The 24624-nt window shown below is 64.8% G+C and carries 24 protein-coding genes; 9 read left to right on the top strand and 15 right to left on the bottom strand.

Translation table 11 applies throughout. From position 1 onward, the window contains the following. Window positions 1-113: 113 nt before the first annotated feature. Both AWB65_RS11890 and AWB65_RS35560 read right to left on the bottom strand, forming a co-directional pair. Window positions 114-803: an HD domain-containing protein gene (locus AWB65_RS11890; protein ID WP_087667358.1), complete on the bottom strand. Its 690-nt coding sequence runs from the start codon at window positions 801-803 to the stop codon at window positions 114-116. Next, window positions 800-982: a hypothetical protein gene (locus AWB65_RS35560; protein WP_125474120.1), complete on the bottom strand. Its 183-nt coding sequence runs from the start codon at window positions 980-982 to the stop codon at window positions 800-802. The genes AWB65_RS11890 and AWB65_RS35560 overlap by 4 nt, the downstream gene beginning before the upstream one ends. Here AWB65_RS35560 and AWB65_RS11885 point away from each other — a divergent pair. Both AWB65_RS11885 and AWB65_RS11880 read left to right on the top strand, forming a co-directional pair. Beyond that, window positions 966-1925: a GlxA family transcriptional regulator gene (locus tag AWB65_RS11885; RefSeq protein ID WP_087667357.1), complete on the top strand. Its 960-nt coding sequence runs from the start codon at window positions 966-968 to the stop codon at window positions 1923-1925. The genes AWB65_RS35560 and AWB65_RS11885 overlap by 17 nt on opposite strands. Before the next feature lie 132 nt (window positions 1926-2057). Further along, the gene (locus AWB65_RS11880) at window positions 2058-3995 is read left to right on the top strand and encodes a bifunctional sugar phosphate isomerase/epimerase/4-hydroxyphenylpyruvate dioxygenase family protein (RefSeq protein WP_087667427.1); all 1938 of its coding nucleotides are present in this window, start codon (window positions 2058-2060) and stop codon (window positions 3993-3995) included. A gap of 116 nt (window positions 3996-4111) precedes the next feature. Here AWB65_RS11880 and AWB65_RS11875 read toward each other — a convergent pair whose 3' ends face one another. From AWB65_RS11875 to AWB65_RS11865, 3 genes are all read right to left on the bottom strand, one after another. After that, the gene (locus tag AWB65_RS11875; RefSeq protein ID WP_087667356.1) at window positions 4112-4933 is read right to left on the bottom strand and encodes an alpha/beta fold hydrolase; all 822 of its coding nucleotides are present in this window, start codon (window positions 4931-4933) and stop codon (window positions 4112-4114) included. A gap of 125 nt (window positions 4934-5058) precedes the next feature. Further along, the gene (locus AWB65_RS11870; protein ID WP_087667355.1) at window positions 5059-5196 is read right to left on the bottom strand and encodes a DUF3563 family protein; all 138 of its coding nucleotides are present in this window, start codon (window positions 5194-5196) and stop codon (window positions 5059-5061) included. A gap of 225 nt (window positions 5197-5421) precedes the next feature. Beyond that, complete coding sequence (locus tag AWB65_RS11865) at window positions 5422-7029, bottom strand: alpha/beta hydrolase (RefSeq protein ID WP_087667354.1); 1608 nt, start codon at window positions 7027-7029, stop codon at window positions 5422-5424. Between the two features lie 205 nt (window positions 7030-7234). On the opposite strand from AWB65_RS11865, the gene AWB65_RS11860 reads away from it, so the two are divergent. From AWB65_RS11860 to AWB65_RS35550, 3 genes are all read left to right on the top strand, one after another. Further along, complete coding sequence (locus AWB65_RS11860) at window positions 7235-7720, top strand: GNAT family N-acetyltransferase (RefSeq protein ID WP_087667353.1); 486 nt, start codon at window positions 7235-7237, stop codon at window positions 7718-7720. Between the two features lie 111 nt (window positions 7721-7831). Next, entirely contained in the window at window positions 7832-8482 is a 651-nt protein-coding gene (locus AWB65_RS35555) for a right-handed parallel beta-helix repeat-containing protein (RefSeq protein ID WP_125474119.1), read from the top strand. Window positions 8483-8664: 182 nt separating this feature from the next. Continuing rightward, on the top strand, window positions 8665-9039 hold the full coding sequence (locus AWB65_RS35550) for a hypothetical protein (protein WP_125474118.1): 375 nt from the start codon (window positions 8665-8667) through the stop codon (window positions 9037-9039). 106 nt (window positions 9040-9145) lie between these two features. On the opposite strand, the gene AWB65_RS11855 is transcribed toward AWB65_RS35550, so the two are convergent. After that, window positions 9146-10270 carry an aminotransferase gene (locus tag AWB65_RS11855; RefSeq protein WP_087667352.1) on the bottom strand — a complete coding sequence of 375 codons (1125 nt, stop codon included), beginning with the start codon at window positions 10268-10270 and terminating at the stop codon, window positions 9146-9148. 197 nt (window positions 10271-10467) lie between these two features. On the opposite strand from AWB65_RS11855, the gene AWB65_RS11850 reads away from it, so the two are divergent. Then, on the top strand, window positions 10468-11112 hold the full coding sequence (locus tag AWB65_RS11850; protein WP_087667351.1) for a helix-turn-helix transcriptional regulator: 645 nt from the start codon (window positions 10468-10470) through the stop codon (window positions 11110-11112). An 85-nt stretch (window positions 11113-11197) separates the two neighbouring features. Here AWB65_RS11850 and AWB65_RS11845 read toward each other — a convergent pair whose 3' ends face one another. The 4 genes from AWB65_RS11845 to AWB65_RS11830 all read right to left on the bottom strand — a co-directional run bounded on the left by AWB65_RS11845 (window position 11198) and on the right by AWB65_RS11830 (window position 15298). Beyond that, entirely contained in the window at window positions 11198-12358 is a 1161-nt protein-coding gene (locus AWB65_RS11845) for an MFS transporter (RefSeq protein WP_087667350.1), read from the bottom strand. After that, complete coding sequence (locus AWB65_RS11840; RefSeq protein ID WP_087667349.1) at window positions 12355-13149, bottom strand: DeoR/GlpR family DNA-binding transcription regulator; 795 nt, start codon at window positions 13147-13149, stop codon at window positions 12355-12357. Before AWB65_RS11840 ends, AWB65_RS11845 begins: the two co-directional genes overlap by 4 nt. A 45-nt stretch (window positions 13150-13194) precedes the next feature. Continuing rightward, a complete protein-coding gene (locus AWB65_RS11835) occupies window positions 13195-14295 on the bottom strand; it encodes a Gfo/Idh/MocA family protein (protein WP_235007599.1) in 1101 nt (366 codons plus the stop codon). Between the two features lie 118 nt (window positions 14296-14413). After that, window positions 14414-15298 (bottom strand): LysR family transcriptional regulator, encoded by an 885-nt coding sequence (locus tag AWB65_RS11830; protein ID WP_087667347.1) that lies wholly within the window; start codon window positions 15296-15298, stop codon window positions 14414-14416. 133 nt (window positions 15299-15431) lie between these two features. Between AWB65_RS11830 and AWB65_RS11825 the strand changes: the two genes are divergently transcribed. From AWB65_RS11825 to AWB65_RS11815, 3 genes are read left to right on the top strand one after another with little or no spacing between them, the layout of a single operon-like run. Then, entirely contained in the window at window positions 15432-16544 is a 1113-nt protein-coding gene (locus AWB65_RS11825) for an alkene reductase (RefSeq protein ID WP_087667346.1), read from the top strand. Window positions 16545-16557: 13 nt separating this feature from the next. Further along, the gene (locus AWB65_RS11820; protein ID WP_087667345.1) at window positions 16558-17778 is read left to right on the top strand and encodes an MFS transporter; all 1221 of its coding nucleotides are present in this window, start codon (window positions 16558-16560) and stop codon (window positions 17776-17778) included. Window positions 17779-17796: 18 nt separating this feature from the next. Next, complete coding sequence (locus AWB65_RS11815) at window positions 17797-18906, top strand: alkene reductase (protein ID WP_087667344.1); 1110 nt, start codon at window positions 17797-17799, stop codon at window positions 18904-18906. 7 nt (window positions 18907-18913) lie between these two features. On the opposite strand, the gene AWB65_RS11810 is transcribed toward AWB65_RS11815, so the two are convergent. From AWB65_RS11810 to AWB65_RS11790, 5 genes are all read right to left on the bottom strand, one after another. After that, window positions 18914-19624 carry a transcriptional regulator NanR gene (locus tag AWB65_RS11810; protein ID WP_087667343.1) on the bottom strand — a complete coding sequence of 237 codons (711 nt, stop codon included), beginning with the start codon at window positions 19622-19624 and terminating at the stop codon, window positions 18914-18916. Window positions 19625-19692: 68 nt separating this feature from the next. Beyond that, a complete protein-coding gene (oiaK, locus tag AWB65_RS11805) occupies window positions 19693-21060 on the bottom strand; it encodes a 3-oxo-isoapionate kinase OiaK (RefSeq protein ID WP_087667342.1) in 1368 nt (455 codons plus the stop codon). Further along, window positions 21057-22301: a ribulose-bisphosphate carboxylase large subunit family protein gene (locus AWB65_RS11800; RefSeq protein WP_087667341.1), complete on the bottom strand. Its 1245-nt coding sequence runs from the start codon at window positions 22299-22301 to the stop codon at window positions 21057-21059. The genes oiaK and AWB65_RS11800 overlap by 4 nt, the downstream gene beginning before the upstream one ends. 45 nt (window positions 22302-22346) lie before the next feature. Then, window positions 22347-23177, bottom strand: coding sequence for a phosphogluconate dehydrogenase C-terminal domain-containing protein (locus AWB65_RS11795; RefSeq protein ID WP_087667340.1), 831 nt, complete (start codon window positions 23175-23177; stop codon window positions 22347-22349). 37 nt (window positions 23178-23214) lie between these two features. Beyond that, complete coding sequence (locus AWB65_RS11790; RefSeq protein WP_087667339.1) at window positions 23215-24582, bottom strand: MFS transporter; 1368 nt, start codon at window positions 24580-24582, stop codon at window positions 23215-23217. Window positions 24583-24624: the final 42 nt, after the last annotated feature.

Raw genomic sequence — 24624 nt, 5'->3', positions numbered from 1 at the left:
GCAACATACTCTAAACGCGAATCATTCTCAACTTAAACGTTTGCGATGACAGGGCTTTTGAGTTGATGCACATGCGCCGGTTTCGTCAACCAAGCGTACGCATGCTCATGTGCTCAACCGTGCGCGTGCGCCGGATTGCGGCATGTCGCGGCGTCGTGGTTCGTATCGTTCCAGGCCGAACCGAGGATGATGCTGCAGAAGTTGAGCCGCTTGTAGTCCGGGTCTTTCAGCGCGAGGACATCGGCTTTCACGTTGCCGAACGTGCTCTCGGGCTTTTTGACGGTGCCTTGCGCGAACGCATCGATGATGCCTTCCTTGAAACGCTCCCCGCGCGGATGCGCCGCGACGACGAGACGGCGCTGGTCGTCCGCGAATTCGTCGTAGGCGAGACCGAGCACGTCCATCTCGACGCCCGCCGTCACGAGCGCGACCACCGGCTTCTTGTATTGCGGAATGCCCGGCGTCGTGTGCAGCGCGATCGCGTCCCACACTTGCTCGATCTCGCTCTCGCCGATGCCGTAGCGCGCGAGGAAATCGCGCGCGGCGTTCGCGCCGTCGACTTCGAAGCGATCGTGCGGGCTGCTGTAGGCGTCCATCAGGCCCATGTCGTGGAACATTGCGCCGATATAGAGCAGTTCGGCGTCGTACTTTAGCTGCTTGCGCTCGCCGGCCAGCGCGCCGAACAGGAACACGCGGCGCGAGTGGTGATACAGCAGATCGGTTTCGGTATCGCGCACGAGCTGAGTCGCGTCGCGCGCCATGATGCTGTCGGGAATGCGGATGCCTGCGATGATTTCGCTCATTTGATGTCGCTCCTGATGGTTGGAAAAGAGAGGTCGGCCGATGAATCCAGTGTGAAGGCGCGCGCTTCAAGCGACAATCGCAGCCATGCGTCGATCCCTGCCAAGCGCACGGCGTCTTCTGCCAGCCTCGAAAGCAAGCCCTCCAACTTCCCTTTCCCACCGATGCGAACCGTCGCCATTGCGATTTTTCCGGGAGTGCAGGCGCTCGACGTCGCCGGCCCCGTCGATGTCTTCGCCGAGGCCAACGGCTTCATCCCCGCGCACGACGCCTATTCGATCACCCTCGTCGCGCCTGACGCGGGCGCCGTGCGTACCTCCAACGGCACGCGCCTCTTCGCCGACCTGAGTTTCGCCGATGCCGGCGAGCGCTATGACACCGCGCTCGTCGCCGGCGGCCCCGGCCTGCCGGTCGCTGCGCCCGAGCCGCGTCTCACGCACTGGCTCGCCGAATTCGCCGCCTGTTGCGAGCGCTACGGCTCGATCTGCACCGGCGCGTTCGCGCTCGGCCACGCGGGGTTGATCGACGGACGGCACGTCACGACGCACTGGCAGAACGCGCCGCAGCTCGCGCAGCAGTTCCCGCGCGCGCGGGTCGAACTCGACCGCATTCATCTGCGCGACGGGCCGCTCGTGACGTCGGCGGGCGTGACGGCCGGGATCGACGTGGCGCTCGCGCTCGTCGCGGAGGATCACGGTGCGCAGGTGTCGCTCGCGGTGGCAAAGCGGCTTGTCGTGTTCGCGCAGCGGCGCGGCGGACAGTCGCAATTCAGCCCCTACCTCAGCGCGCCCGCCGACGAAACCTCGCCCGTCGCGAAGGTGCAGGCGCACGTGATGGAGCACATCGGCGAGCCGCTGACGGTGGAACGGCTCGCGCAGGTCGCCGGCATGAGCGCGCGCAGCTTCGCGCGCGCCTTCGTGCAGCTCGCGGGACTGACGCCGCACGAATTCGTCGAGCGCGCGCGTATCGATGCGGCGCGCAACGCACTCGAAAGCAGCGACGCGCCGCTGAAAACTGTCGCGTGGGAGTGCGGCTTCGGCACGGCTGATCGCATGCGTATCGTTTTCGTGCGGCGCCTTGGCGTCAGCCCATACGATTACCGCACGAGCTTTCGCAAACGCTGACAACACGCCGCATGCTGCACAGCACCAAGGACAAGCGGCGCGCCGCGCGTCATCCTTGACTACACTGGCAATGGCGGCCGGGCACGCACGATGCGAGCGGCACGCCACGACCACGACACCGGGAAAACGATCATGCGCCGAACCATTGCCACCGTGTCGCTCAGCGGGACGCTGCCCGAGAAGCTGGAGGCCATCGCGGCCGCGCGCTTCGACGGCATCGAGCTCTTCGAAAACGACTTCGTCAACTACAAGGGATCGGCCGCCGAAGTACGGTCGATGGTCGCCGATCTGGGCCTCACGATCGACCTCTATCAGCCGTTTCGCGACTTCGAAGGGATGCCCGAGGCGCAGTACCAGCGCAGCCTAGAGCGCGCCGAGCGCAAGTTCGACCTGATGCAGGAGCTGGATGTATCGATGGTGCTGTGCTGTTCGAACACGTCGCCGCTGGTCATCGACGATCCCGAACTCGCGGCCGCGCAATTGCACGAACTGGCGACGCGCGCGGCGGCGCGCAACCTGCGCGTCGGCTTCGAGGCGCTCGCGTGGGGCCGCAAGACGAACCTGTACGGCCAGGCGTGGGAAATCGTGCGGCGCGCCGATCATCCGCACCTCGGACTGATCCTCGACAGCTTTCATACGCTTTCGCTGAAGGACGATCCGGCGGGCATCGCCGACATTCCCGGCCACAAGATCTTTTTCCTGCAAATGGCCGACGCGCCGCTCCTCTCGATGGACGTGCTGCAATGGGCGCGCCACTACCGCTCGTTTCCGGGACAGGGCCAGTTCGACATGGCGACCTTCCTCGAGCAGGTGCTGCTCGCGGGGTACACGGGGCCGCTGTCGCTGGAAATCTTCAACGACGTCTTTCGTGAGACGCCGAACCGCCGCATCGCCGTCGATGCCATGCGCTCGCTGCTCTATCTCGAAAGCCAGGTGCGGCAGAGTCTGGAGAACTCCGCGCCGCGCGACGACACGCGCGAAAAGCAGCGTCAGCGCGTGCTGCAGCGGATCGAGCTGTACAGTCCGCCGGCGTTGCCCGATATCGCGGGGCTCGCTTACATCGAATTCGCCGCCGATGAAGCCTCGGGCGAAGCGTTCGGCAAACTCCTGTTGCAGCTCGGCTTCCGGCGCGCGGGCAAGCACCGGTCGAAGGCGGTCGTGCTGTATCGGCAGGGGGACGTCAACCTGATCGTCAACGCGCAGCCGAATTCGTTCGCGCGCCGCCGCTTCGATACGCACGGACTTTCCGTGTGCGCGATCGCCGTGCGCACGACCGATCCAGAACGCGCCGTCGGACGCGCGACCGCGATGCAGTCGAAGCGTTACGACGGTCCCGTCGGACCCTCCGAGCAGCAGGTTCCGGCGGTCGTTTCTCCGGGCGGGAGTCTGGTGAGTTTCGTGTCGTCGGCGCTCGGGCCGAACGGTCTCTACGAAGCCGATTTCATCCTCGACGACGAAGAGGACGGCGCGCCCGACGCGGGTCTGGAACACATCGATCACGTGGCGCTCGGGCTCGCCGTCGATCAACTCGACACGTGGATTCTGTTTTCGCGCGCGGTGCTCGGCCTGGAGCCGGGCGAAAGCCTCGAACTCGCCGATCCCTTCGGGCTCGTGCAGAGCCGCGGCGTCGCGAACGCTGACCGCAGCATGCGGCTCGTGCTCAACGTGTCGCCGGGGCAGCGCACGCGCACCGCGCGCACGGTCGCGGCAGGCGGCGGCGTGACCGTGCATCACATCGCGCTGAGTTCGCACGACATCTTCGACAGCGTCGCGCGATTGCGGGCGAGCGGTACGCGCTTCGTGCCGATCTCCCCGAACTATTACGACGATTTGCTCACGCGCGTCGATATCGATCCGGGCCTGCTCGCGAAGATGCGCAGCGCAGGCGTGCTGTTCGACCGGTCGCCGGCGGGCGACTACCTGCACATCTACACCGAGAGCATCAACGACGGGCTGTTCTTCGAAATCGTCCAGCGCGTGAACGCGTACGACGGATACGGCGCGGCCAACGCGCCGGCACGGATGGCGGCTCAGGCGCAGAAGCAGGGGCAAGAGGTGGGGAACGGGTGAGGGGTTGGGGTTGGGGTTGGGGTTTGCGTTGAGCCTGGGCTGCGCGTTGGGCTTGAACTTCGCGCCGGGCTGGGGCTCCGAGTCGGCTATAGCGGCCAGGCAGAACCCCCACCCGCTCAAATCACCGCTGCCTCCTCCGCCTCACCAATATGCCGCGCGATCGTCGCGTTGACTTCGTCGGCGTGCGTCAGCGGCCCCATGTGCCCCGCTCCCTCGACGATCGCGAGACGCGCCGCCGGAAGCAGCATCGGCAGCCGTTCGGCAATCGCGCGCGTCGGCACCGGCGCGTGCTGGCCGCGCAGGATCAGCGCCGGCACGCGCAGGCCGGCGTACGCGCTAAGCGGCGTGCGCTCGTCGAGCAGCGCGCGAAAGTCCAGCGGCGCTTTCGGCGCCCAGCGCGTAAGCGCGGCCTGCACCGAGGGCCGCAGCGCTTCCCACGCGCCCCGCCCGCCCCAGTAATCGACGAACGACGCCGCCGCGCCCCGATAGTCGCCGCAGTTGACGCCATCGGCGGTGCGCTTCGAGATCGAGATGATTTCGGCGAGCGCGTGAGAGCCGTGTGCGCCCATCGTCTTCAGCAGGTGAAACGCGGAAGGCTCGTAGAGCGTCAGGCTCGCGATCCGCTCCGGCCGCTCGACGGCCGCGCGCAACGCCACGCCGCCGCCGTACGAGTGGCCGACGAGATGCACCTTGCCGCGCGTCTCATCGATGATGCCGATGGTCCTCGCGGCTTCGTCGGCGAGGGTGAAGGCACGCTCGCCGTTCCACGGGCCCGTGCTGTCGCAGCCGTAGTGCTCGGGCGCGACGAACGCGAGATGCGGGCCGAGCGCTTCGCCGAGCTTGCGCCATTGCGACGCTCCCGAGCCGGAGCAATGCAGGGCGATCACGGTCGCGGGGGATGAGTGGGCGTGCGATGCGGATGCGATGGCTTGGTTCATGGTCGTCGATAAAACTCATGGGTTGGGCGCGCGGTAATTGCACTATCGACGTGGCGCGGGCGCGTGGCTATGACCGGGACGCCACGATTCATGCTCGGGCATCCGGATCAATCGATGACAGTGCGTCAGTGATCAAGCTCCATCGCACGCATGCGGCGTTCGAGCTCGACCATGTCGACGGCCGACGCGAGATACGTATCGCGGCGGCAGTGTTCCGCGCGGTCGAGGGTTTTTCTCAGCAGCAAATAGAGATAGACGAACATGATGTCCTCCGGTCGATGACCTGGTCGATTCCAGGCGTGTGTCCGGTGCGGATCATCGGGTTCGTGTCACGGCTGGAGGCAGCAGACAATGCAGAGTCCATGCCATACGGCGGCGAGCCTTATCACGCAAGGCTCCGATCGATTTTTAGGGATACGGAAGAGACGAAGTGTCGGCGCGTGGCCAACGAATTTCCAGGCGGGAGTCGGGCCTCGACAGACACGCGGCTATGGCGTCGGCTGCGCCGTCACGCCGCGATTCGGCGGCTGCGCCGATTCGACGAACGGCGCCCCGTCCTGCTGGCAGACCATGCCGTCGGCGGGCAGCGTGCCGTTGATGAAATACGCGGATTCGGCATCGTTCGCGCAGGTGCTCGTGTTGAGCAGCGCCGTGTGGCCGTAGCCGTTCACGGTCAGGAGCCGCGCGTTCGCGAGCAGCTTCGCGGTCTTCTGCGACGAGCCATACGCCGTCGACGGGTCGTACACGTTGCCGATCACGAGGATCGGCGGCGTCTTCGCGTTCCAGGGCCCCTTGTACACCGATGCCGAACTCGCCGGCCAGCTCGAACACGGCGCGTCGAACCATGCGACCGGCTGGCCGATCAGACCGGCGCGCGCCGTCGCGAACGCGGCGATCTGCGGGAAGAGTGTCAGGTCGCGCGGATTTGGACTTTCGCCGCACTGGACGGCGTTGCCGGCGCCATCGCTTTCGTAGAGGGCGTCGGACGCGGCGGCGGTCGCAGGCGTCGCGGCCGGGGCCGAGGGCAAGGGCGCTTGGCTTGCCGTCCATAGTCGATCGAGCACCACGCCGAGCGCCGTCCAGCCAGGGAAATCGCCGAATGCATGCACCGTGAACAGGAAGTTCGACGTGAGCGAGAGCATCGACGGCCCGGTGACCGTGACGCTCCCCAGCGCGACCGGCCGGGCCGTCAGGCGCGCGGCCAGCGTCTGGAATTTCGCGGCTGTGGCCGGGGCGCTCGCGCCATCGTCGGCGAAAGCGCAGCGGCCATGGCCCGCCCGCGCGCATTGCTGGAAGAACTGGTCGAGCGTCTGGCCCGACGCGATGTCGTTGTTCATGCGCAGGCTGGTGCCTTGCAACGGCGTGTCGGCGAACCAGGCCTCGATGTCGATGTTGCCGTCGAGCACCGCCGCGCGCACGTGATCCGGGAACAAGTTGAGATAGGTCGCGCCGAGCAACGTCCCGTATGAGACGCCCAGGTAGTTCATCTCCGGCTCGCCCGCCGCGCGCCGCAGCCATTCGAGATCGCGGGCGGTATCGGCGGTCGAGACGTGTTCGAGCAGCGTGCCGGCGCGCCGCAAGCAGCTCTGGTTGAACTGGGATTGCAGTTGCGCCTGCGCCTGAACCTGTGCGTCGCCGACTGGAAAGCCCAGCGCCATGCGACGCTTGAACGCGTCTTCGGCTGCCTTGCTCTCGAAGCACCGCACCGCCGTGCTGCGTCCGATGCCGCGCGGGTCCCAGCTGATCAGGTCAAAGCGCGCGATTAGCGCCGGCGGAAACTTGTCGATCCAGCCGGGCAGGTCTTCCGTGCCCGCGCCACCCGGGCCGCCGGGGTTGAAGAAGATCGCGCCGAGGCGCTGCGCAGTATTCGTGGCAGGACGGCGGATCACGGCAAGCTGGATCGTCTGGTCGCTCAGGGGCTGCGCGTGGTCGAGCGGCACCTTGGCGGTCGCGCATTGGAACGGGGCCGGGGCGACGTCGGCAGGACAGGCGGCCCACGTGAGCGGCGGGATGATCGTCGTCTCGGTGTGCGCGCCGCAGCCGCTCAAAATCAGCATCGATGCGCAGGCAAGCGAGAGCAGGCCGGAAAGCGTCATGGGAACCTCATGCCGTGCGTGATTTCGGTGCAAAAGTTGCGTTGTGCGGGCGAACGCGATAACAAGCGCTTGGCTTTAAGCATGAGTCTGATGATTCGGATACGAAGTGTAGGACGGGAAAGCTCGAAACGCTTGCGGACATGTGCGACTTGACACAGGTGGTCGTTTTAAACTGCCCGCTTAATAACAGGACTGGATCTGGACGATGACCGATATCCGTGCCGCGCTTTTTCCCGATGACGTCGAAGCCGTTCGAAGTATTTTTCGTGAGTATGCGGACGGGCTTGGCGTCGACTTGGGCTTTCAGGACTTCGATTCGGAACTGGCGAGCCTGCCTGGTAAATACGCGGCGCCGGAAGGACGCGTATTTCTCGCGTGGGAGGGCGGCGAAGTGATCGGCTGCGTGGCGATGCGGCCGATCGGCGACGATATCTGTGAAATGAAGCGGCTTTATGTGCGCGCTCCAGGTCGAGGGCAGCGGCTTGGCAGAAAGCTGGCGATGCTCATCATCGAAACCGCAAAGAAGGCGGGCTACCGGAAAATGAGGCTCGATACGCTGCCGGACATGACCGCCGCCCAGCAGATTTATGCATCGCTGGGTTTCGTGGAAATCGACGCTTATGTGTTTAATCCGGTCGAGGGAGTGAGATTTCTTGAGTTGAATCTGATTAAAAGAAATAGGCCTACGTAGTTTGTAATTTTTCGTGTAAGACCGTTTGCAACCGAGTTAAAACCTGAATAATGAGACGGCCGGCAAAAACTATTATTAATCGAGGCGTTAGTATTTTTCAGGAGCAATCGTATGCGACGTTTATTATCCGTACTTCTTTACGCGATGGCGATTTTCGCGTCCTTCGCCGCTACGCAGGCGTCCGCCGCCAACAAAAACGTAGCGTGTCATGGCGAGGATCTTCAGAAGGCTATCGAAAACGCCACGGAAGGCGACATTTTGTACCTTGAACCCCACTGCGACTATGTTATAGAGAAATCGGCACAGAACTATCTTTGGGACCGAAAAACCTTCGATAAACGCGCATTGAAAACCATCACAACCAAACTGACTATCGAAGGAAATGGAGCCACGATTAAACCGATGGGGCGAAACCGCGTCTCTCAAACAATTTGCGATGCTTTATCTTATTCTGGAGGTTGTCTCAAATCAATTGAAGTAGGCCAGGCCGTCGGAGATGATATGGGAATTTTTTTAGTGTTGGAAGGAAATCTGACTCTAAAAAATCTAACGTTATCCAACGGTAGGTCATTACGCGGCGGCGCCATTTATCAAAACGGCGGCAATGTTTCTTTAGAGAGCGTCACGATAACTGATTCCGAAGCTTACGGCGAAACCTATTACGACGCGCTAAGTCGAACTAATGCCATCGGAGGTTTGGGTGGGGCGATCCTGCAAACAGGAGGAAACCTTTCCTTGAGCGATTCAAAAAAATTAAATTAGTTTCCGCAAACATTCATGGTGGAGCGATTTACAGCAAAAATGGCAAGCTCGATCTGCTTCGCACCACGATAGAGAAGGCGTCGAGCGGTCGCGGTGGCGGAGCCCTGTATATAGAGGGTTCGACCGTAGAAATTAAAGACAGTTCGCTTAACGATAATTACACTAAGTACACTCGGGACAACATGAATTCTTATGTAACTGAAAAAATGTCGGATTTATCTAGATTAAATAAAAAAATTCATCTATCAGACAACTTCTTTAAGGACATTATAGAAAAGTTCGGCATGCCCACTCCATCGTCTGGTGGGGCAGTCTTTGTTGAATCCGGATCACTGACGCTTTCTGGCGCTTCAACCAAGATTACCAACAACGCCACCCTGCCTGCTCATTACAGATTTATTGTTGACCTCCCATCAGACTTTGACATGCCCGCTGGCACCGGCGGAGGCATCTTCGCGCGCGAAGGTGCAAATCTGACCATTACCGGCGGAGCAACTGTCAGCTATAACAGGCCCGACGATTGCAATAGTCTCATCGCCAGTATTTGCGCTCCTTGACGGTCATGGGGTTTCAATTCGCCTTCTGATTTTGGCACCGGTGACTCGGTATTCTGTGCGGCACGTTAGTAAGGACGCATCGGCTATCACGGATGCGTCCCAAAAACTACCGCCCCCGCTTCCCCAAAAACCCCGACACCCTCCCCAACCCTTCCTCCAGAACGCCCCGATTGTTCGCATACCCAATGCGCACATACCCTTCCATATCGAGCGCGCTACCGGGCGTAAACATCACACCAGTCTCTTCGATCAACCCAGTGCAGAAATCGCGCGACGACATCGGCAAGTCGTATTTAAGAAGCGCCGTCGTTCCCGACTTCGGCTTGATATAAGAAATCGCCGGCTCCTTCGCCACCCACGCATCAAGAATCGCCAGATTCGTACGCACGATCTCGTGATTACGCTTCAGAATCGCCGCGCGATTTTCCAACGCGATCGAAGCAAAATGATCATCGACCATGCCGACGCTGATCGTGTTGTAGTCGCGATGCACCGTCACCGCGCGAATCAGCTCTTCCGGCCCCGCGATCCAGCCGAGCCGCAGCCCCGCGAGCGAATACGTCTTCGACATGCTGCCCGTGCTGATGCCGCGCTCATAGACATCCGCGATAGATGCCGTGTAGCCGTTGCCTGCCTGATCGGTGCCGCGATACACCTCGTCGCACAAAACGTAGGCGCCGCACGACCGCGCGATCTCGCCCACTTCGGTCAGAAACCCGGAGTCCATCAGCGAGCCAGTCGGATTGTTCGGATTGTTGATCGCAATCAGGCGCGTCCTGTCGTTCACGAGACTGCGCAGTTCATCGAGATCGGGCAGGAACGCGTTCTCCTCGCGCAGCTTGAGGATGCGCACGTCGGCGCCGTAGCTTTCGGGAATCGAATAGTGCTGCTGATACGTCGGCAGCACGGAAATCACCGTGTCGCCCGGTTCGACGAGCGTCTCGTACACGAGCGCATTCCCGCCGATCGCGCCGTGCGTGATGATCACGTTGGCCGCATCCTGCCGCTCGTACATCGACGCAATCACCTTCCTCAGCCGCGCCGAGCCTTCAATCGCGCCGTACGTCAGCTTGAGCGCGCGCAACTCGTCGAGAATGCTGTCCTGCTTGCCCGTCAGCGTGAGCAACTGATCGACCGTCAGCGACTCCACGCAGGTTTCCGCGAGGTTGTACACGCATTTCGTCTCGTACTCGTCCATCCAGCGTTCGACACCGAAATCCCTGATCTTCATCGTGTTCTCCTTGAGTCGAAAAGCGAATGGCTACGAATATAGACTAAAAATACTAACTGGACTCGATTGTCCATTAAACTAAGACTGGAAACCGCAACACCGCGTCGCACGCTCGCAAGATGAGGCGGCCGCGAAAAGCAATTGAGGTAATGTAGGCGGCTCCCGGCCGCGCCCGAACGATCGCTCGTACGTCATCCATGAAGAAAAAGCCCCCGTCCGATGTCCGCAAGCTGCTCCTCGAACGATACAGCCACGTCGCCGAAGGCACCGCCCTGCTCTTTTTCCCCTACGCCGAAGTCGTGATCCACGACCTTTCGACGCAGACCGTCGCCTATATCGCGAACAATCTGTCGAAGCGCGAGATCGGCGACGACTCGGCGCTCGACGAAGTCGACCACACGGCGTCGGACCGGCTAGTCGGGCCGTACGAAAAACTGAATTGGGATGGCCGCAAGATGCGCTGCGTGAGCACGGTCCTGTTCGACGACGCAGGCGCGCCGGTCGGCCTGATGTGCATCAACTTCAATATCGCGGTCTTCGAGGACGTGCGCAGCGTGCTCGACCGTTTCATGACGGGCGTGGGCGTCGTCCCGCAACCGGAGGAGCTTTTTAGAGACGACTGGCAGGAACGCATCAACGCGTTCCTGCACGGCTGGCTGAAGGAGCGGCAGTTGAGCCTGAATTCGCTGTCGCGGCATCATCGGCGCGAACTGGTCGAGGCGCTGCATCTCGAAGGCGCTTTCAAGGGGAAAAGCGCGGCGAATTACGTCGCGAACGTCCTCGGAATGGGACGCGCGACGATTTACAAGCATCTGAAGGAGCTAAGAGGCGTGGCGGGTTAGTGCGCGGCCGGCGCGCGCGGCGGCCGTTCGAGGCACAACGCGACGCACACGGCGACCGACCATCGCGCCAGACGCCGCGCAGCGCTCAATTTCCCGCGGTCGCGGCAACGCCGCCGGGCTGGCTCACCGCCCGGCCGCCGAACAGGCACACGATCAGCGCCGCCGCCACCAGCACCCCCAGCGCGAGCCGCAGCCCGACAAACCCCGCGCCCAGCCCGATCAGCGGCGGACCGACGAGAAAGCCCGCATAACCCGCTGTCGCCGCCATTGATACGCCGATGGCCGGCGTCGCGGTCGAGCGCCCAGCCGCGCTGAAAATCACCGGCACGATGTTCGCCAGGCCGATGCCGACAAGCGCGAAGCCCAGGCACGCCGTCACGACGTTCGGCAGCCCGAGCACGAGCGCGAGCCCCGTCGCTGCGATCAGCCCGCCGATCGCCACCACCGTGCTCGGCCCGAAGCGCCGCACGGATACATCGCCGACGATCCGGCACGCCGCCATCGACAGCGCGAACGCCGAGTAGCCGAGCGCGGCGACGCTCGCATCGCCTTCGAGCGTCGAGCGCAGGAAAACCGCGCTCCAGTCCGCGACTGCGCCTTCCACCATCATGCAGAGGAACGCGAGCGCCGCGAGCCGCATCACGCCGGCGCTCGGCAGCGCGAGGCCGCCGCCGGAATCGGCCGCCCGCTCGCCGATGTCGCGCAACGCCAGCAAGGCCGCCGCGACGACGATCACGCCGATGAAAACCGCCGGCCACGCCAGCCCGCCGACAATCCCGCCGCCCCACGTCTGGATCAGCGCCCCCGAAGCCGCGCCGAGCAATCCGCCCGCGCTCCACGCCGCGTGAAACGACGACATGATCGGCGCGCGCCATTCGGTTTCGATCGTGCTGGCGTGGCCGTTCATCGAGACGTCGAGCGCGCCGTTCGACGCGCCGAGCACGAGGAGCGCGATACAGAGCGGCAGGAATCCCGGCATCAGCGCGGGCAATGGCAGCGCGATCACGAACGCCACCGCGAGGAGCGCCGTCGCCCGGCCGCTGCCGAAGCGCGGCGCGAGCCGCCCGGCGAGCGGCATCGCGACGATCGCGCCCAGCGCGAAAGCGAAGAGCGCGATGCCGAGCGCGGTATCGCTGAGCGCCAGGCTTTCCTTGATGCGCGGGACTTCCACGGCCCACGCGCCGATCCCGAAACCATTCGCGAGAAACACCGCGAGCGTTGCAATTCGTTCTTTCACTGGTTTCATGACGAGGCCACCATGACGTTGTCGCAGGCGGCTTCGAGTTGCGCCAGCCGGCCGCCGTCGAGACCCGCCTCGACGATCAGATAATCCACCGACGATGCCGCCGTCACCACGAACGGCGCCGCCGTCATCATTTTCTCCGAGGTGACCGCGATCGCCGTCAGTCCGCTCGCCTTGACCATCGCGCGCTTGAGTTCGGCGTCCTCGGCGTCGAAGGCGGCGACGCCTTCCGCCGGATCGAACGCGCACGCGCCGAGAAAGCACAGGTCCGCGCGCAATTGCTGGACTTGCAGGAGCGCCGTCGCGCCGACCGCGCCCGCCGTCTGCCGCCCGACGCGGCCGCCGATCAGGATCACCTCGAAGCCCGGCCGGTCGACGAGAAGCGCGCACGCTTGCGGCGAATTCGTCACGACGGTGAGGTCGGCGTCGTCTGGCAGCGCAGCGGCGATCGCGACATTGGTCGAGCCGGCATCGAGCAGGATGATCTGCCCGCGCCGGACGATCGACGCGGCGGTGGCGGCGAGCGAAGCCTTGCGATCGACGGCTTCGGTCATGCGCACCGAAGCGGCGCTCCCTGCTGGCGAGGTCAGGAGCGCGCCGCCGTAAACACGCTTGCAGTGCCCCGCGCTCGCGAGGTCGCGCAGGTGGCGGCGGATTGTGTGTTCGGAGGTCTGGAAGTCGGCGGCGAGTTCGGACGCGAGTACCCGGCCCTGCGCGCGCAGACGCTCCAGGATCAGGCGTTCGCGTTCGTCGGGGAGAAGTCCTTCGGATGCGTCTTGTCGTGTTCGTTGCATGGTGTGCTCGGTTATGTGCAAACAATCATAATCGAGCACAAAATATCATGATCGAGCAGGCAGCGCAACCCGCGTCCCGCTCCGGTCCGACTCCACGATCTGCCCGATCAGTTCGTGCATGCGGATCGCATCGGCGAAGGTGGGTGCGGATGCGGTGCCTTCGCGCACGTCGCGCGCATGCGCCGCGTAGAGGTTCGCCAGCTCCCGCACGCTCGCGCCAAGATCACTCGGCGGGAGCCAGTCGTAGTCCGTCGGAACGTCGAGCGGCGCGAGCGGCTGCCCGTCGCCGCGCGCGATTTCGATGCGGTTCGGTGCATCTCCGAAACTCGTCGTGTTCCACAGTTTCAGGTCGCCCTTGCTGCCCGTGATGTCGAGCTGGACGCCGTGGTTGTTCCGTTTGCCCGCCTCCAGATGCACGCTCAGCACGGCGCCGTTCGCGAACGTCCCAGCCAGGACGACCTGATCCGCACTGCTGTGCGGCAGCGTCTCGCCGGTTTCGATCAGCGTGACTTCCTTGAACTGATTGACGGTCAGCGCCGACAGGCTTTCCGGGAAACCCACGATCGTGTTGAACAGCGCATCGAGAAAATGTCCGCCGTAGATCGACAACAGGCTGGAGAAATTTTCCTCGGGGACCGTGTAATAGAGCGAAGCAGGCCGCTCGCGCTGAAAATACTCGACGCTCACATGCAGCCGCACCGAGCGCACTTCGCCGATCTCGCCGCGCGCGAGCAGGTCGCGCAGATAGCAATAGCCGGGATTCAGACGCCGCTGCAAACCGACGATCGTCCGCACTCCCGCCTTCTCCGCCAAGGCGAGCAATTCCTTCGATAATGCCGTGCTCGGCGTCAGCGGCCACTCGCAGTACACGTCCTTGCCCGCCGCGATTGCGGCGCGTATGCCTTCTTCATGCTGGAACGCAGGCGTCAAAACGAGCACGAGATCGACTTCCGGATGTGAAACCAGTTCCTCCAGCGACGCCGCCGCGTACCTGAACCCATGCCGCTCGACGAGCGCCGCGGCTTTTTGCGCGCTGCGACTGTAGACCGCCGTCAGTTCGTACTCCGGCAGCAGGTTCAACGAAGGCAAATGCCCGTATTCCGACCAATGCCCGAGCCCAATCACGCCCACTCTGATTTTCTTCACGATTCCCTCTCCGATTAAAGACCGCGCCATGAAACGCGGCGACGCCGGAATAGTAGGGACGATCGTATTGAAGATAAACGGGCCGGTAATCCGAACATTGCGGACATCCGAGTCCGCACTAGACCCGCAGATTTTCCGCCACGTAATCGATAAACACGCGCAGCTTCGGCGACGCATAACGGCTCGCGGGCCAGAGAATCCAGAACGTGACGGTCTGGTCGATGAAGTCGCCCAGCACGATTTCCAGCGCGCCGCTTTCCAGCGCATCGCGCACGAGGAAGGTCGGCACGAACGTGATGCCCTTGTCCCGGAGCGCGAGAAATCCGAGCACTTCGATTGTGTTGCTGACGAAGGTCGGCGGCAATTCCGGCTCCGCTTCCGATTCCGCAAGCCGCAACGGCCAGCGTTCGAGCTTGCCCGTCGCGGGAAACTTGTGCAGCAGGCACGCATGCCGCACGAGATCGGACGGACGCTCGGGCGCACCGTGCCGCTTCAGATAACCGGGTGACGCCACGAGCACCTGCCCGCACGACCCGAGCCGCCGCGAGACGAGCCGCGAATCGTGCTGCTCGCCGGTGCGGATCACGGCATCGAACCCTTCTTCGATCACGTCCACCATGCGATCGGACAGATCGACGTCGAGTTCGATGTCCGGGTAGAGCGCCATGAAGCCGTCGATGGCGGGCATGATCAGCGTCGACAGTTGCGGCGTGCTGATCCGTAGCCGCCCGCGCGGACTTCCCGCCGCACTCGACAATTCCGCCTCGGCCGCTTCGACTTCATCGAGGATGCGGCGGCATCGTTCCAGGAAGAGCGTGCCTTCGGCAGTCAGCGTGACGCTGCGCGTGCTGCGATGAAACAGCCGCACGCCGAGCCGCTCCTCCGTGCGCGCGATGCTTTTCCCCACCGCCGAGGAAGAAACGCCAAGCAACCGCCCCGCCTCGGTGAAACTGCGCGTCTCGGCGACCTGCACGAACATCGAAATCCCGCTGAGGCTATCCATCGCGCATTTCCTTTGCCAGAGATTGCGGACATTTTCGTCCAGTATCTTCGGAACCTTAGCCTGTCTTTCTTTGATCGATGTGCACATACACTTTGCCTCAAGGTCACTCACGACCATTCACTTCGAGGCAACCATGTCCAAACTTCATTCTTCCGTCGCAGTCGGTCCTTTCGAATTTTCTCATCGCGTCGTGCTCGCGCCGCTCACCCGGATGCGCGCCGAGGAAGGCGCCAAACCCGGCCCGCTGATGGCCGAGTACTACGCGCAGCGTGCATCGGAAGGCGGTTTCCTGATCGGCGAAGCGACCATCGCCGCGCCCAACGGCAACGGCTACCTCGGCGCGCCGGGCCTTTACGACGACAGCCAGATCGCCGGCTGGCGCCGTGTCACCGATGCCGTGCATGCGAAAGGCGCCCGCATCTTCCTGCAGCTCTATCACGCGGGTCGCCAGTCGCACAGCCAGTTGCAGCCGGACGGCGGCGCGCCGGTGGCACCGTCGGCGGTGCCGCACGGCGGCGTGGCCTACACCGAAGCGGGCTGGATTCCGAACACGCCGAGCCGCGCGCTGACGACCGACGAAATCGCCGGTCTCGTCGAAAGCTTTCGCACGGCGGCATTGCGCGGCAAGGAAGCCGGTTTCGACGGCGTCGAGCTTCACGCGGCCAACGGCTATCTGTTCGACCAGTTCCTGCAGGACGGCAGCAACAAGCGCACGGACAATTACGGCGGCTCGTTCGAAAACCGCGCGCGTTTCCTGATGGAAGCGACGCGCGCCGTGATCTCGGTCTGGGGCAGCGAGCGCGTCGCGGTGCGCTTGGGCCCGAGCGGCACCTGGGGCGACATGTCCGACAGCGACCCGGTGGGCCTCTTCAGCTACGTTGCACAGGAACTCGGCAAACTCGATCTCGCGTACATCCACCTGATCGAGCCGCGCGTGCTCGGCAACGTCGACGACGACACGAAAGATCAGAACCCCGTCGCCGCACAGCTGATCCGCAAGCATTACAAGGGCGTGATCATCGCGGCGGGTGGCTTCAAGGCGCACTCCGCCGAAGCGATCCTGCAGGCGGGCGACGCGGATCTCGTCGCATTCGGACGCGATTTCATCGCCAATCCCGACTTGCCGGCGCGGCTTCGCAACAATCTGCCGCTCAATCCCTACGATCGTCCGACGTTCTTCGGCGGCACGGAAACCGGCTACACCGACTATCCGTTCTACCGCGCCGACGAATCGCTCGCGGCTTGAGGCGGAGGCGATCATGACTCCCTCCGTTTCCGCGACGCGCGTTTCGCTCGCTCCGCTTTACTGGCTGGCGCTCGGGACCTTCGCGGTCGGCACCGAGAGCTTCATGATCGCCGGCCTTTTGCCCGGCATGGCCGCCGATCTGCACACGAGCATCGTCGCGACGGGACAGCTCGTCACGGTCTTCGCGCTCGCCTACGCGCTGTCCTCCCCGGTGCTCACCGCGCTGACCGGCGCGTTGCACCGGCGCACGCTGCTGATCGCCGCGCTCGTCGCGTTCAGCGCGGCGAACGTGATCGCGTGGGCCGCGCAGAACTACTGGGAGCTGATGGCGGCGCGCGTCCTGCTCGCGGCGGCGGCCGGCCTCTACGTGCCGGGCGCGAACGCGCTGGCCGGTGCGATCGCCGGGCCCGAGCGGCGCGGCACGGCGCTCGCGATCGTCAACGGCGGGATCACGATCGCCGTCGCCTTCGGCGTGCCGCTCGGCGCGTTCATCGGCGACCGGCTCGGCTGGCGCATGACCTTCGCAGGCGTCGCGGCGCTCGCGGCGGCGGCGAGCGCCGGGCTGATCCTCGGCCTGCCGCGCACGATCGGCGCGGGCCTGCCGGTCGCGACGCTGCGCGAGCGCATCGAGACGGCGCGCCGGCCCGTCGTGCTGATGACGCTGATCGTCACGACGCTCTGGGCGATGGGCGCCTACACCGTCTACACGTACCTTGCGCTCTTCGTCGCCGAAACGACGCCGCTCGCCGGCGCGCAGATCGGCTACGTGCTGTTCACGTGGGGCGTGGCGGCGGGTGTCGGCGTGTTCGCGGGCGGCAAGGCGGTGGACCGGATCGGCCCGCGCCGCGTGATCGTGCCGTGTCTCGCGGTGTCGATCGGGGCGTTCTCGCTGATGTCGGCGAGCGCGCACTGGTTGCCGGCGTCGATCGCGCTGGTTCCGGTGCTCGTCGGCGTGATCGCGTGGGGCGTCGCGCACTGGTCGTTCTACCCGGCGCAGCAGGCGGGGCTGATCGCGATCGCCGGGCTGCGCGGGACGCCGATCGCGCTCTCGCTCAACGCTTCGTTCATGTACCTCGGCTTTTCGCTCGGCGCGGCGCTCGGTTCGCTGACGCTGAGTTTCACCTCGGTCGCCAATCTCGGCTGGACCGCCGCCGCGTGTGAAGTCGCGGCGCTTGCTCTGACCGTCGGTATATGGAGCGCGCGGAATGTGCCGAAATGTGCCGCCTGCGCCTAAATTTCCAGGAAATTCATCATGTCCAAGCTTTTTTCACCGATGCAAATCGGCCCGTACACCTTGAAACACCGAGTCGTGCACGCCCCGACCACGCGCCTGCGCGCCAATCCCGACGACAGCCCGAGCGAACTCATGCGCGAGTACTACAGCCAGCGCGCATCCGACGGCGGCCTCATCATCACCGAATCGACGCACGTGTCCTACGACAGTCGCGGCTATCTCGGCGCGCCGGGCATCTACGAGGATTCGCACATCGCGGGCTGGAAGCGAATCGCCGATGCCGTGCACGCGAAAGGCGGTCGCATCTTCATGCAACTGGGCCACGACGGGCGCCAGTCGCACGTCGATCTGACCGGCGGCCCGCTGCCGATCGCGCCATCGGTCGTGCCGTTCGAAGGCGAGGCGCTGACTCAGGACGGCTGGGTGCCGGTGTCGATGCATCGCGCGATCGACGTCGCTGAAATCAGGACGGTGATCGGGCACTACCGCAAGAGCGCCGAGCGCGCGTTCGCGGCCGGGATGGACGGCGTCGAACTGCATTCGGCCAACGGCTATCTCGCCGACACCTTCCTGCAGGACGGCACCAACAAGCGCACCGATGAATACGGCGGCAGTATCGAAAAGCGCGCGCGCTTCCTGCTGGAAACGGTCGCGGCGCTCGTGTCGGTGTGGGGTGCGGAGCGCGTCGGCGTGCGCCTGTCGCCGAGCGGCCAATGGGGCGCGATCTCCGATTCGAACCCCGAAGCGACGTTCACGTATGCCGCGGAGCAGTTGAACCGGCTCGGCCTCGCGTATCTGCACATCATCGAGCCACGCGTGAAAGGCGTCGAAACGATCGACGAAGGGCAGAAACCGGTGGCGTCGGAACTGCTGCGAAAGGTGTTCGACGGCCCGATCATCACGGCGGGTGGCTTCAACGGCGAAGGTGCCGAGGAAATCCTGCAAAAAGGCGACGCCGATCTGGTCGCGTTCGGGCGCTTTTTCGCGTCGAATCCGGATTTGCCGTATCGGCTGCGGCACGCGCTGCCGCTCGCGCACTACGATCGCTCGGCGTTCTGGGGCGGCACGCACCTCGGCTACACGGACTACCCGGCGTATCGCGAGCAGGAAAACGCCGAGGTTTGCTAAAAAGCGCTCAGGTCCGGATCAGCGTCCGGTAAAGATCGTTCGCGCGGCTCAGATGCGCGCGCATCGCCTGCTCGGCGGCGTCGCCGTCGTGCGCGGCGATCGCATCGACGATTCGCTGATGTTCGGAGAGCGTCAGTTCTTCCGCGCCGGGCGCGCGCACGAGCGGCCGGTAGTACTCGCCGGCCCAGCGAAACAGCGATTCGACGATCGACGGAAAGATCGGATTCCCGCTGATCCGCGCGATTTCGCGATGAAACGCCATGTCGCGCTCGATGAATTCCTCCAGATTCACCATCGACGCCCGCTGCTGCGCGACCTTCAACTGAAGCTGCGCGACGTCCTCCTCGCTGGCATTCCCGGCGGCCATCCGCGCCATGCCGGCTTCGAGGAACATGCGCGCCGATTTGAGGTGTTCGAGCATGTCCGGCTGCATGCGCAGCAGGTGCATCGCGCCGCCAGCGATCTGCGCGATCAGCGTTTCGGCGGTCGGCACGACGACGCGCGCGCGCTCGCCATGCGCAATCTCGACGATGCCGGAGCGTTCGAGCGTCTGCAGCGCCTCGCGGATCGCGGGGCGCCCGACGCCGTAGATTTCCATCAGTTCGCGTTCGGACGGAAGCTGCGCGCCGGGCGCGATCTCTCCCGAACGGATGCGGTCCATCAGCCGGTCGAGCACTTCCTGATAGAGCTTCCGGCGAACAATGGTGGTCTCAGCCATGAAGTCAGCCTGCACGTAGTTGGTGTGATGACCTTACCATGCGACGCCGCTCCGATGGAACCCGCGCCTCAGCCGCGCACCGAGCCGAAGAACGACGCCTCGCCTATCTGCCCGCCTTTCAACACGATTTCCAGCCCGTCGCGACGCGAATTGTTCGACCACGCGCGGCAAAGCGGCGCGCCCGGCGCGAGTCCGGCCGCCACGCTCAGTGCCGAGATGCCGAGCGCGCTCGCTACTTCGCCGGAACTGTCGCCGCCCGCGACCACCGCGCGTTTCAAATCGACTCGATCGAGCAGTCGCTGCATGACCGCCGCGAGCGCCTCGCCGACGCGCCGCGCCGCCGCGTGCCGCGTCATGCCGGCGGCGCGCGCGGTGGCGTCGAATTCGAGGACGGCGACATCGTCCGGGCCTTCGGCGCTGTGGACGAGCGCGCTCTGCCCGCGCCCGAGCGCCTGCACCGCGACGCCCACCGCCCGCTCGATCTCGGCCTCCGACGCTCCTTCATCGAGCACGCGTCGCAAATCGAGACGCTCGACGCAAAAGCCGTTCGCGCGCGCCCAGCCGATCTGCCCCGCCGTCACGGGCGAGCAGCTTCCACTGACGGCGGCAATCGCATCGACGGGTTGGATGCGCGGCAGTCCCGGCGCGGTTGGCAGCAGCCCGCACGCGCGCCAATGCGCCGCGAGCGCGTATTGCAGTCCCGACGACGACGCGCTGAACACGCCCTCCCCGCGCGCTTCCCAGACGAGCCGTCCCGCCGCGGCGAGCGTTTCGTCGTCGAGGACGTCGATCAGGACGATGGGCGTGTCGTCTCCGGTGAGCGCTCGGCATTGGGCGGCAGCATCGTGCGAGCGCAGGCGCACCATGTCGATCAGCTCGATGCGCCGCGCGGTTTGCCGACGCAGATGCACGCGCAGATCGGCTTCGTTCATCGGCGTGACGGGGTGGCGGGACATCGTCGGATGGCGGTCGAGGCGATGGCCCTCGCCGTCGACCACCGCGAACAGGTTGCCGAACGCCTGATAGCGCTTGAGACGCGGCGCGCCGACGATCATCGGCGACCATTTCCCCGGCATGTGCTGCACGCCGAGCTCGATCGCGCGCCCGATCGAGCCGATCTCCGGCGACGAATCGAACGTCGAGCACACTTTGTATTGCAGGATCGGCGCGCCGAGCGCGGCGAGGCTCGCGAAGGCGCGCGGCAACGCGTCGTCCATCCACTCGGGGCTGCGTCCGCGCGACGATCCCGCGAGGCCCACGCAGCGCACCTCCGGCAAGCGCGCGAGCAAATCGGGCGCGGGCGTGTCGAGGCACAGGAGCGTCGGGACGCCGGCGGCGGTCATCGCTTCCATCGCGTCGGTCGATCCGGTGAAGTCGTCGCCGTAATAGGCCAGAAGCGGCCCGGCGGGCCACGCGTTCGGCGCCGCCGCGCTCATTTCCAGAACCCCAGCGCGGCGCGCAACGCGGGATGGCGCTCCGCGTGCGTGTCGAGCGGCACGCCTTCGATCGCCGCGACCCACGACTCGCGCAACGCCTCGACGCCCGCCGCGACGCCGCCCGGATGCCCGAAGATACCGCCGCCCGCCGTGTGGATCAGGTCCGCGCAGCCGAGCGCGGCGTAGGTGTCGGCGGCTTGCAGGCCGGTCTGGCCGGAACTGAAGACCGGCATCGCGGCCATCGGCGCTTCGGGCATGACCGGCGCGAGCACCGAACGGGCGGCGGCGATCACGCTGTCGTCCGGTTCGCTGAATTTGTTGCGCAAGCCGTTCACGTGCAAATGATCCGCGCCCGCGAGACGCCAGAGCATCTGCCACGGCGCGTAATCCCAGCCAAGCTGCGGACTGCGCGATAAATATCCCCAGCCCGCGCGATGCGCGTGGATCGGCAACTGGCTGTGGCGCCGCAATTCGTGCATGCCGACGAGGCCGATCGAATTGAGCACCGCCATCACGCACGTGCCGCCTTCCGCGAGCACGAGGTCGTGGCGGCGCTTCATCTGGTCGAGGTCGCCGGTCAGGTTGAACGCGACCATCGCCTTCTTGCCGGTGCGATCAGCGTGTTCGTTCACGACGCGCATCACCGCGCGAACGCGTTCGTCGAACGGACAGTGCGGGCCGTCGCCCTGCAACTCGTCGTCCTTGATGAAGTCGATGCCGCCCGCCACCAGTTCGCGCACCTGCTGCGCGGTCTGTTCCGGCGACAAGCCCACGCTCGGCTTGATGATCGTGCCGATCAAGGGCCCTCGCTCGACGCCCGCCAGCCTGCGCGTGCCCGTGATGCCGAACGCGGGCCCCGGATAGGCCCGGGCGAACGACTGCGGCAACTTCAGCCCCGTCAGGCGCAAGCCGGACACCTGGCGCAGTTCGAAGAGATTCCCGGCGATCGTCGACATCAGGTTCGGCAGCGATGGACCCATGTTCTCGATCGGCCACGACAGTTCCAGCGCGCAGCGCGTATAAACCTTCCCTTCGATACCGCCGGGCAGGCTCGGCGTATCGGAACGGTCCAGAACATCGAGCCGCTCGACGCGCGCGCCCGAGCGCGCCTTGAGTTCGGGCGTCTCGGTCGGCAGCGCGACGAAGGTTCCGCTCGACTGCTCGCCGGCGATCACGTCGGCGGCAAGCTGCGGATCGACGCCGGTTTCGAGCCAGTAAGTGGCGTGGATGCGTTCGGTCACAGTGGTTTTCCTCGAATGAATGAGCAGGCGCGCGGCGTCTCGAAATTACGTGATGCGCCGGATGCTTTCCGCGATCTCCTCGCGATCGAAGACCTTCTTCCAGTCGTCGCGCATCAGGCGCGGCTTGCCGAACTCGATCGCTTTATTACACGCATCGGAGAAGGCGCCCGGGATTTCGTTGAAAATCACCGCGCCGAGGATGTTCATGTGCCCGAGCAGGAAGTCACGCGCCGCTTCCTTAGGCACGCCGCGCGCGACCGTTTCCTCCATCGCCTCGCGCATCACGTAGAGCAGCGTCGCGCAGATCGTCTCGGAAAGGCCCGGCTCCAGCAGCGCCATCTGGTCGACGGTCAGGCGGTACGACCGCAGGATCGGCTGATAGATCACCTTCGCGACCGCTTCGCCCAGATCGAACGCTTCTTCAGGCCCCTGCATCAGCGCGCTCGTGATCGATTGCTTCGCATGCGCGCCGCCGAAGAAGTCGCGGCGGCCTTCGGTCGTAGCTTCGTCGTTGAAGATCAGCGGGTGGCACGGGTGCGCGACGAAATACGTCAAATCTTTGCGGTCCGGCAGGTGGCCGGCGAACGGCGCGGCGGCATCGAGCGTCATCACCATCGTGCCGGGACGCAGCTTCGGCGCGATGTCGTGGCTCAGCTTGCCGATCAGCGTGTCGGGCACGGCGAGGATCACGACATCGGCGCCGTCGAGGGCCGCATCCGCCGACACGCATTCCACGTTCAACTCGTCCTTCAGGCGCTTCCTGCCGCCCTCGCCCGGCTCGACGTGCGCGACGCGGTAATCTGACTTCAACAGGTTGCTCGTCAGGCGGTAACCCATCTTTCCGCCTGCGCCAAAGAGTGCAATCTTCTCGTTCATTTCAATATCTCCGGAAATTCGTTTCGGTGAAAAAGCGTTATTTGACGGGCGTGTGCGGCTTTAGGCCAGCCGGGACGGCGTCGTCGCGCGCACCTTGCCGCGTCGTCGAGCCGATGGCGAACGCGAGTCCCGCCGACATCAGCATGAAGGCCCCGACGATGAACATCGGCGCCTGGTAGGAACCCGTCGCATCCTTGACGGCGCCTGTGATGTAGGGCGCCATGAAGCCCGCGAGATTGCCGACCGTGTTGATCAGCGCGATACCGGCAGCGGCCGCCGCGCCCGACAGAAAGCGCGCAGGCAGCGCCCAGAAGTTCGGCAGCGCGGAGAAGATCGCGCAGGCGGTGATCGTGATGACGGCGATGCTGGCCGTCGGCGAGCGCATGAAGAGCGCCACCGGGATGCTCGCCGCGCCGATCAGCGCCGGGATGCCGATGTGCCACGCCCGCACGCCGCGCTTCGTGGCATTGCGGCTCCACAGGAACAGCGCGACTGCGGCCGGCAGGTAAGGAATCGCGGTGATCAGGCCTTTCTGGAACACGTTGAAGTGCGTGCCGAAGCGGCCTTCAAAGCCGCCGATGATCGTCGGCAGGAAGAACGCCAGCGCGTAGAGGCCGTAGATCAGGCCGAAGTACATCAGCGCGAACATCCAGACGCGGCCGCTCATCATCGCGGCGCCGGGACGCAGCGTGTGCGGGGCGGCGGACTGCGTCTTCGCGCGTTCTTCAGCTTCGAGTTCAGCCGTGAGCCATTGCTGCTCGGCGGGCGTGAGCCATTTGGCCTGCGACGGCCGGTCTGCGAGGTAGAACCACGCGATGAAACCGACCGCGATCGCCGGGACCGCCACGCCGAAGAACATGATCCGCCAGCCGGCGAGGCCGAACGCGCCGTTCGCCTCGATCAGGAGCGACGCGAGGGGCGCGCCGATCACGATCGTCAGCGGCTGGGCGAGGTAAAAGAGCGCGAGGATGTGGCTGCGGTGCCGCGCGGGCACCCACATGCTGAGGAACAGGATCGCGCCGGGGAAGAAGCCGGCTTCCGCGACGCCGAGCAGAAAGCGCAGCGTGTAGAGGCCCTGAATGCTGCTGACCCAGGTGAACAGCAGCGCGACGACGCCCCACGTCACCATGATCCGCGCGAGCCAGCGGCGCGCGCCGAACTTGTGCAGCGCGAGGTTGCTGGGAATCTCCAGCAGGATGTAGCCGATGAAGAACACGCCCGCGGCGAGCCCGAACTGCGCGGCGGTGAGGCCGAGATCCTTGGTCATCCCGTTCGGACCGGCGAAGGAAATCGCGGTCCGGTCGAGGAAGTTGATGAAAAACATCAGCGCCACGAACGGCACGAGCCGTAGCGACACCTTGCGAATCGCCGATCGTTCGATCGACGCGAGATCTGCAGTTTGCATTTCGCCTCCTCCGCCTGGGGATGGTATGAACCGATTTCTTTT

It is taken from the genome of Caballeronia humi (genome assembly GCF_001544475.1).
In the GTDB taxonomy this organism is placed as follows: domain Bacteria; phylum Pseudomonadota; class Gammaproteobacteria; order Burkholderiales; family Burkholderiaceae; genus Caballeronia; species Caballeronia humi.
Note: the sequence above shows the minus strand (reverse complement) of the source record. Positions and strands in the feature narration are given on the sequence as shown.

What these genes read in the sequence shown, in the direction of transcription:
- AWB65_RS11890 (WP_087667358.1), bottom strand. Translation starts at nt 803, where the DNA reads ATGAGCGAAATCATCGCAGGCATCCGCATTCCCGACAGCATCATGGCG.
- AWB65_RS11885 (WP_087667357.1), top strand. Translation starts at nt 966, where the DNA reads ATGCGAACCGTCGCCATTGCGATTTTTCCGGGAGTGCAGGCGCTCGAC.
- AWB65_RS35560 (WP_125474120.1), bottom strand. Translation starts at nt 982, where the DNA reads ATGGCGACGGTTCGCATCGGTGGGAAAGGGAAGTTGGAGGGCTTGCTT.
- AWB65_RS11880 (WP_087667427.1), top strand. Translation starts at nt 2,058, where the DNA reads ATGCGCCGAACCATTGCCACCGTGTCGCTCAGCGGGACGCTGCCCGAG.
- AWB65_RS11875 (WP_087667356.1), bottom strand. Translation starts at nt 4,933, where the DNA reads ATGAACCAAGCCATCGCATCCGCATCGCACGCCCACTCATCCCCCGCG.
- AWB65_RS11870 (WP_087667355.1), bottom strand. Translation starts at nt 5,196, where the DNA reads ATGTTCGTCTATCTCTATTTGCTGCTGAGAAAAACCCTCGACCGCGCG.
- AWB65_RS11865 (WP_087667354.1), bottom strand. Translation starts at nt 7,029, where the DNA reads ATGACGCTTTCCGGCCTGCTCTCGCTTGCCTGCGCATCGATGCTGATT.
- AWB65_RS11860 (WP_087667353.1), top strand. Translation starts at nt 7,235, where the DNA reads ATGACCGATATCCGTGCCGCGCTTTTTCCCGATGACGTCGAAGCCGTT.
- AWB65_RS35555 (WP_125474119.1), top strand. Translation starts at nt 7,832, where the DNA reads ATGCGACGTTTATTATCCGTACTTCTTTACGCGATGGCGATTTTCGCG.
- AWB65_RS35550 (WP_125474118.1), top strand. Translation starts at nt 8,665, where the DNA reads ATGAATTCTTATGTAACTGAAAAAATGTCGGATTTATCTAGATTAAAT.
- AWB65_RS11855 (WP_087667352.1), bottom strand. Translation starts at nt 10,270, where the DNA reads ATGAAGATCAGGGATTTCGGTGTCGAACGCTGGATGGACGAGTACGAG.
- AWB65_RS11850 (WP_087667351.1), top strand. Translation starts at nt 10,468, where the DNA reads ATGAAGAAAAAGCCCCCGTCCGATGTCCGCAAGCTGCTCCTCGAACGA.
- AWB65_RS11845 (WP_087667350.1), bottom strand. Translation starts at nt 12,358, where the DNA reads ATGAAACCAGTGAAAGAACGAATTGCAACGCTCGCGGTGTTTCTCGCG.
- AWB65_RS11840 (WP_087667349.1), bottom strand. Translation starts at nt 13,149, where the DNA reads ATGCAACGAACACGACAAGACGCATCCGAAGGACTTCTCCCCGACGAA.
- AWB65_RS11830 (WP_087667347.1), bottom strand. Translation starts at nt 15,298, where the DNA reads ATGGATAGCCTCAGCGGGATTTCGATGTTCGTGCAGGTCGCCGAGACG.
- AWB65_RS11825 (WP_087667346.1), top strand. Translation starts at nt 15,432, where the DNA reads ATGTCCAAACTTCATTCTTCCGTCGCAGTCGGTCCTTTCGAATTTTCT.
- AWB65_RS11820 (WP_087667345.1), top strand. Translation starts at nt 16,558, where the DNA reads ATGACTCCCTCCGTTTCCGCGACGCGCGTTTCGCTCGCTCCGCTTTAC.
- AWB65_RS11815 (WP_087667344.1), top strand. Translation starts at nt 17,797, where the DNA reads ATGTCCAAGCTTTTTTCACCGATGCAAATCGGCCCGTACACCTTGAAA.
- AWB65_RS11810 (WP_087667343.1), bottom strand. Translation starts at nt 19,624, where the DNA reads ATGGCTGAGACCACCATTGTTCGCCGGAAGCTCTATCAGGAAGTGCTC.
- oiaK (WP_087667342.1), bottom strand. Translation starts at nt 21,060, where the DNA reads ATGAGCGCGGCGGCGCCGAACGCGTGGCCCGCCGGGCCGCTTCTGGCC.
- AWB65_RS11795 (WP_087667340.1), bottom strand. Translation starts at nt 23,177, where the DNA reads ATGAACGAGAAGATTGCACTCTTTGGCGCAGGCGGAAAGATGGGTTAC.
- AWB65_RS11790 (WP_087667339.1), bottom strand. Translation starts at nt 24,582, where the DNA reads ATGCAAACTGCAGATCTCGCGTCGATCGAACGATCGGCGATTCGCAAG.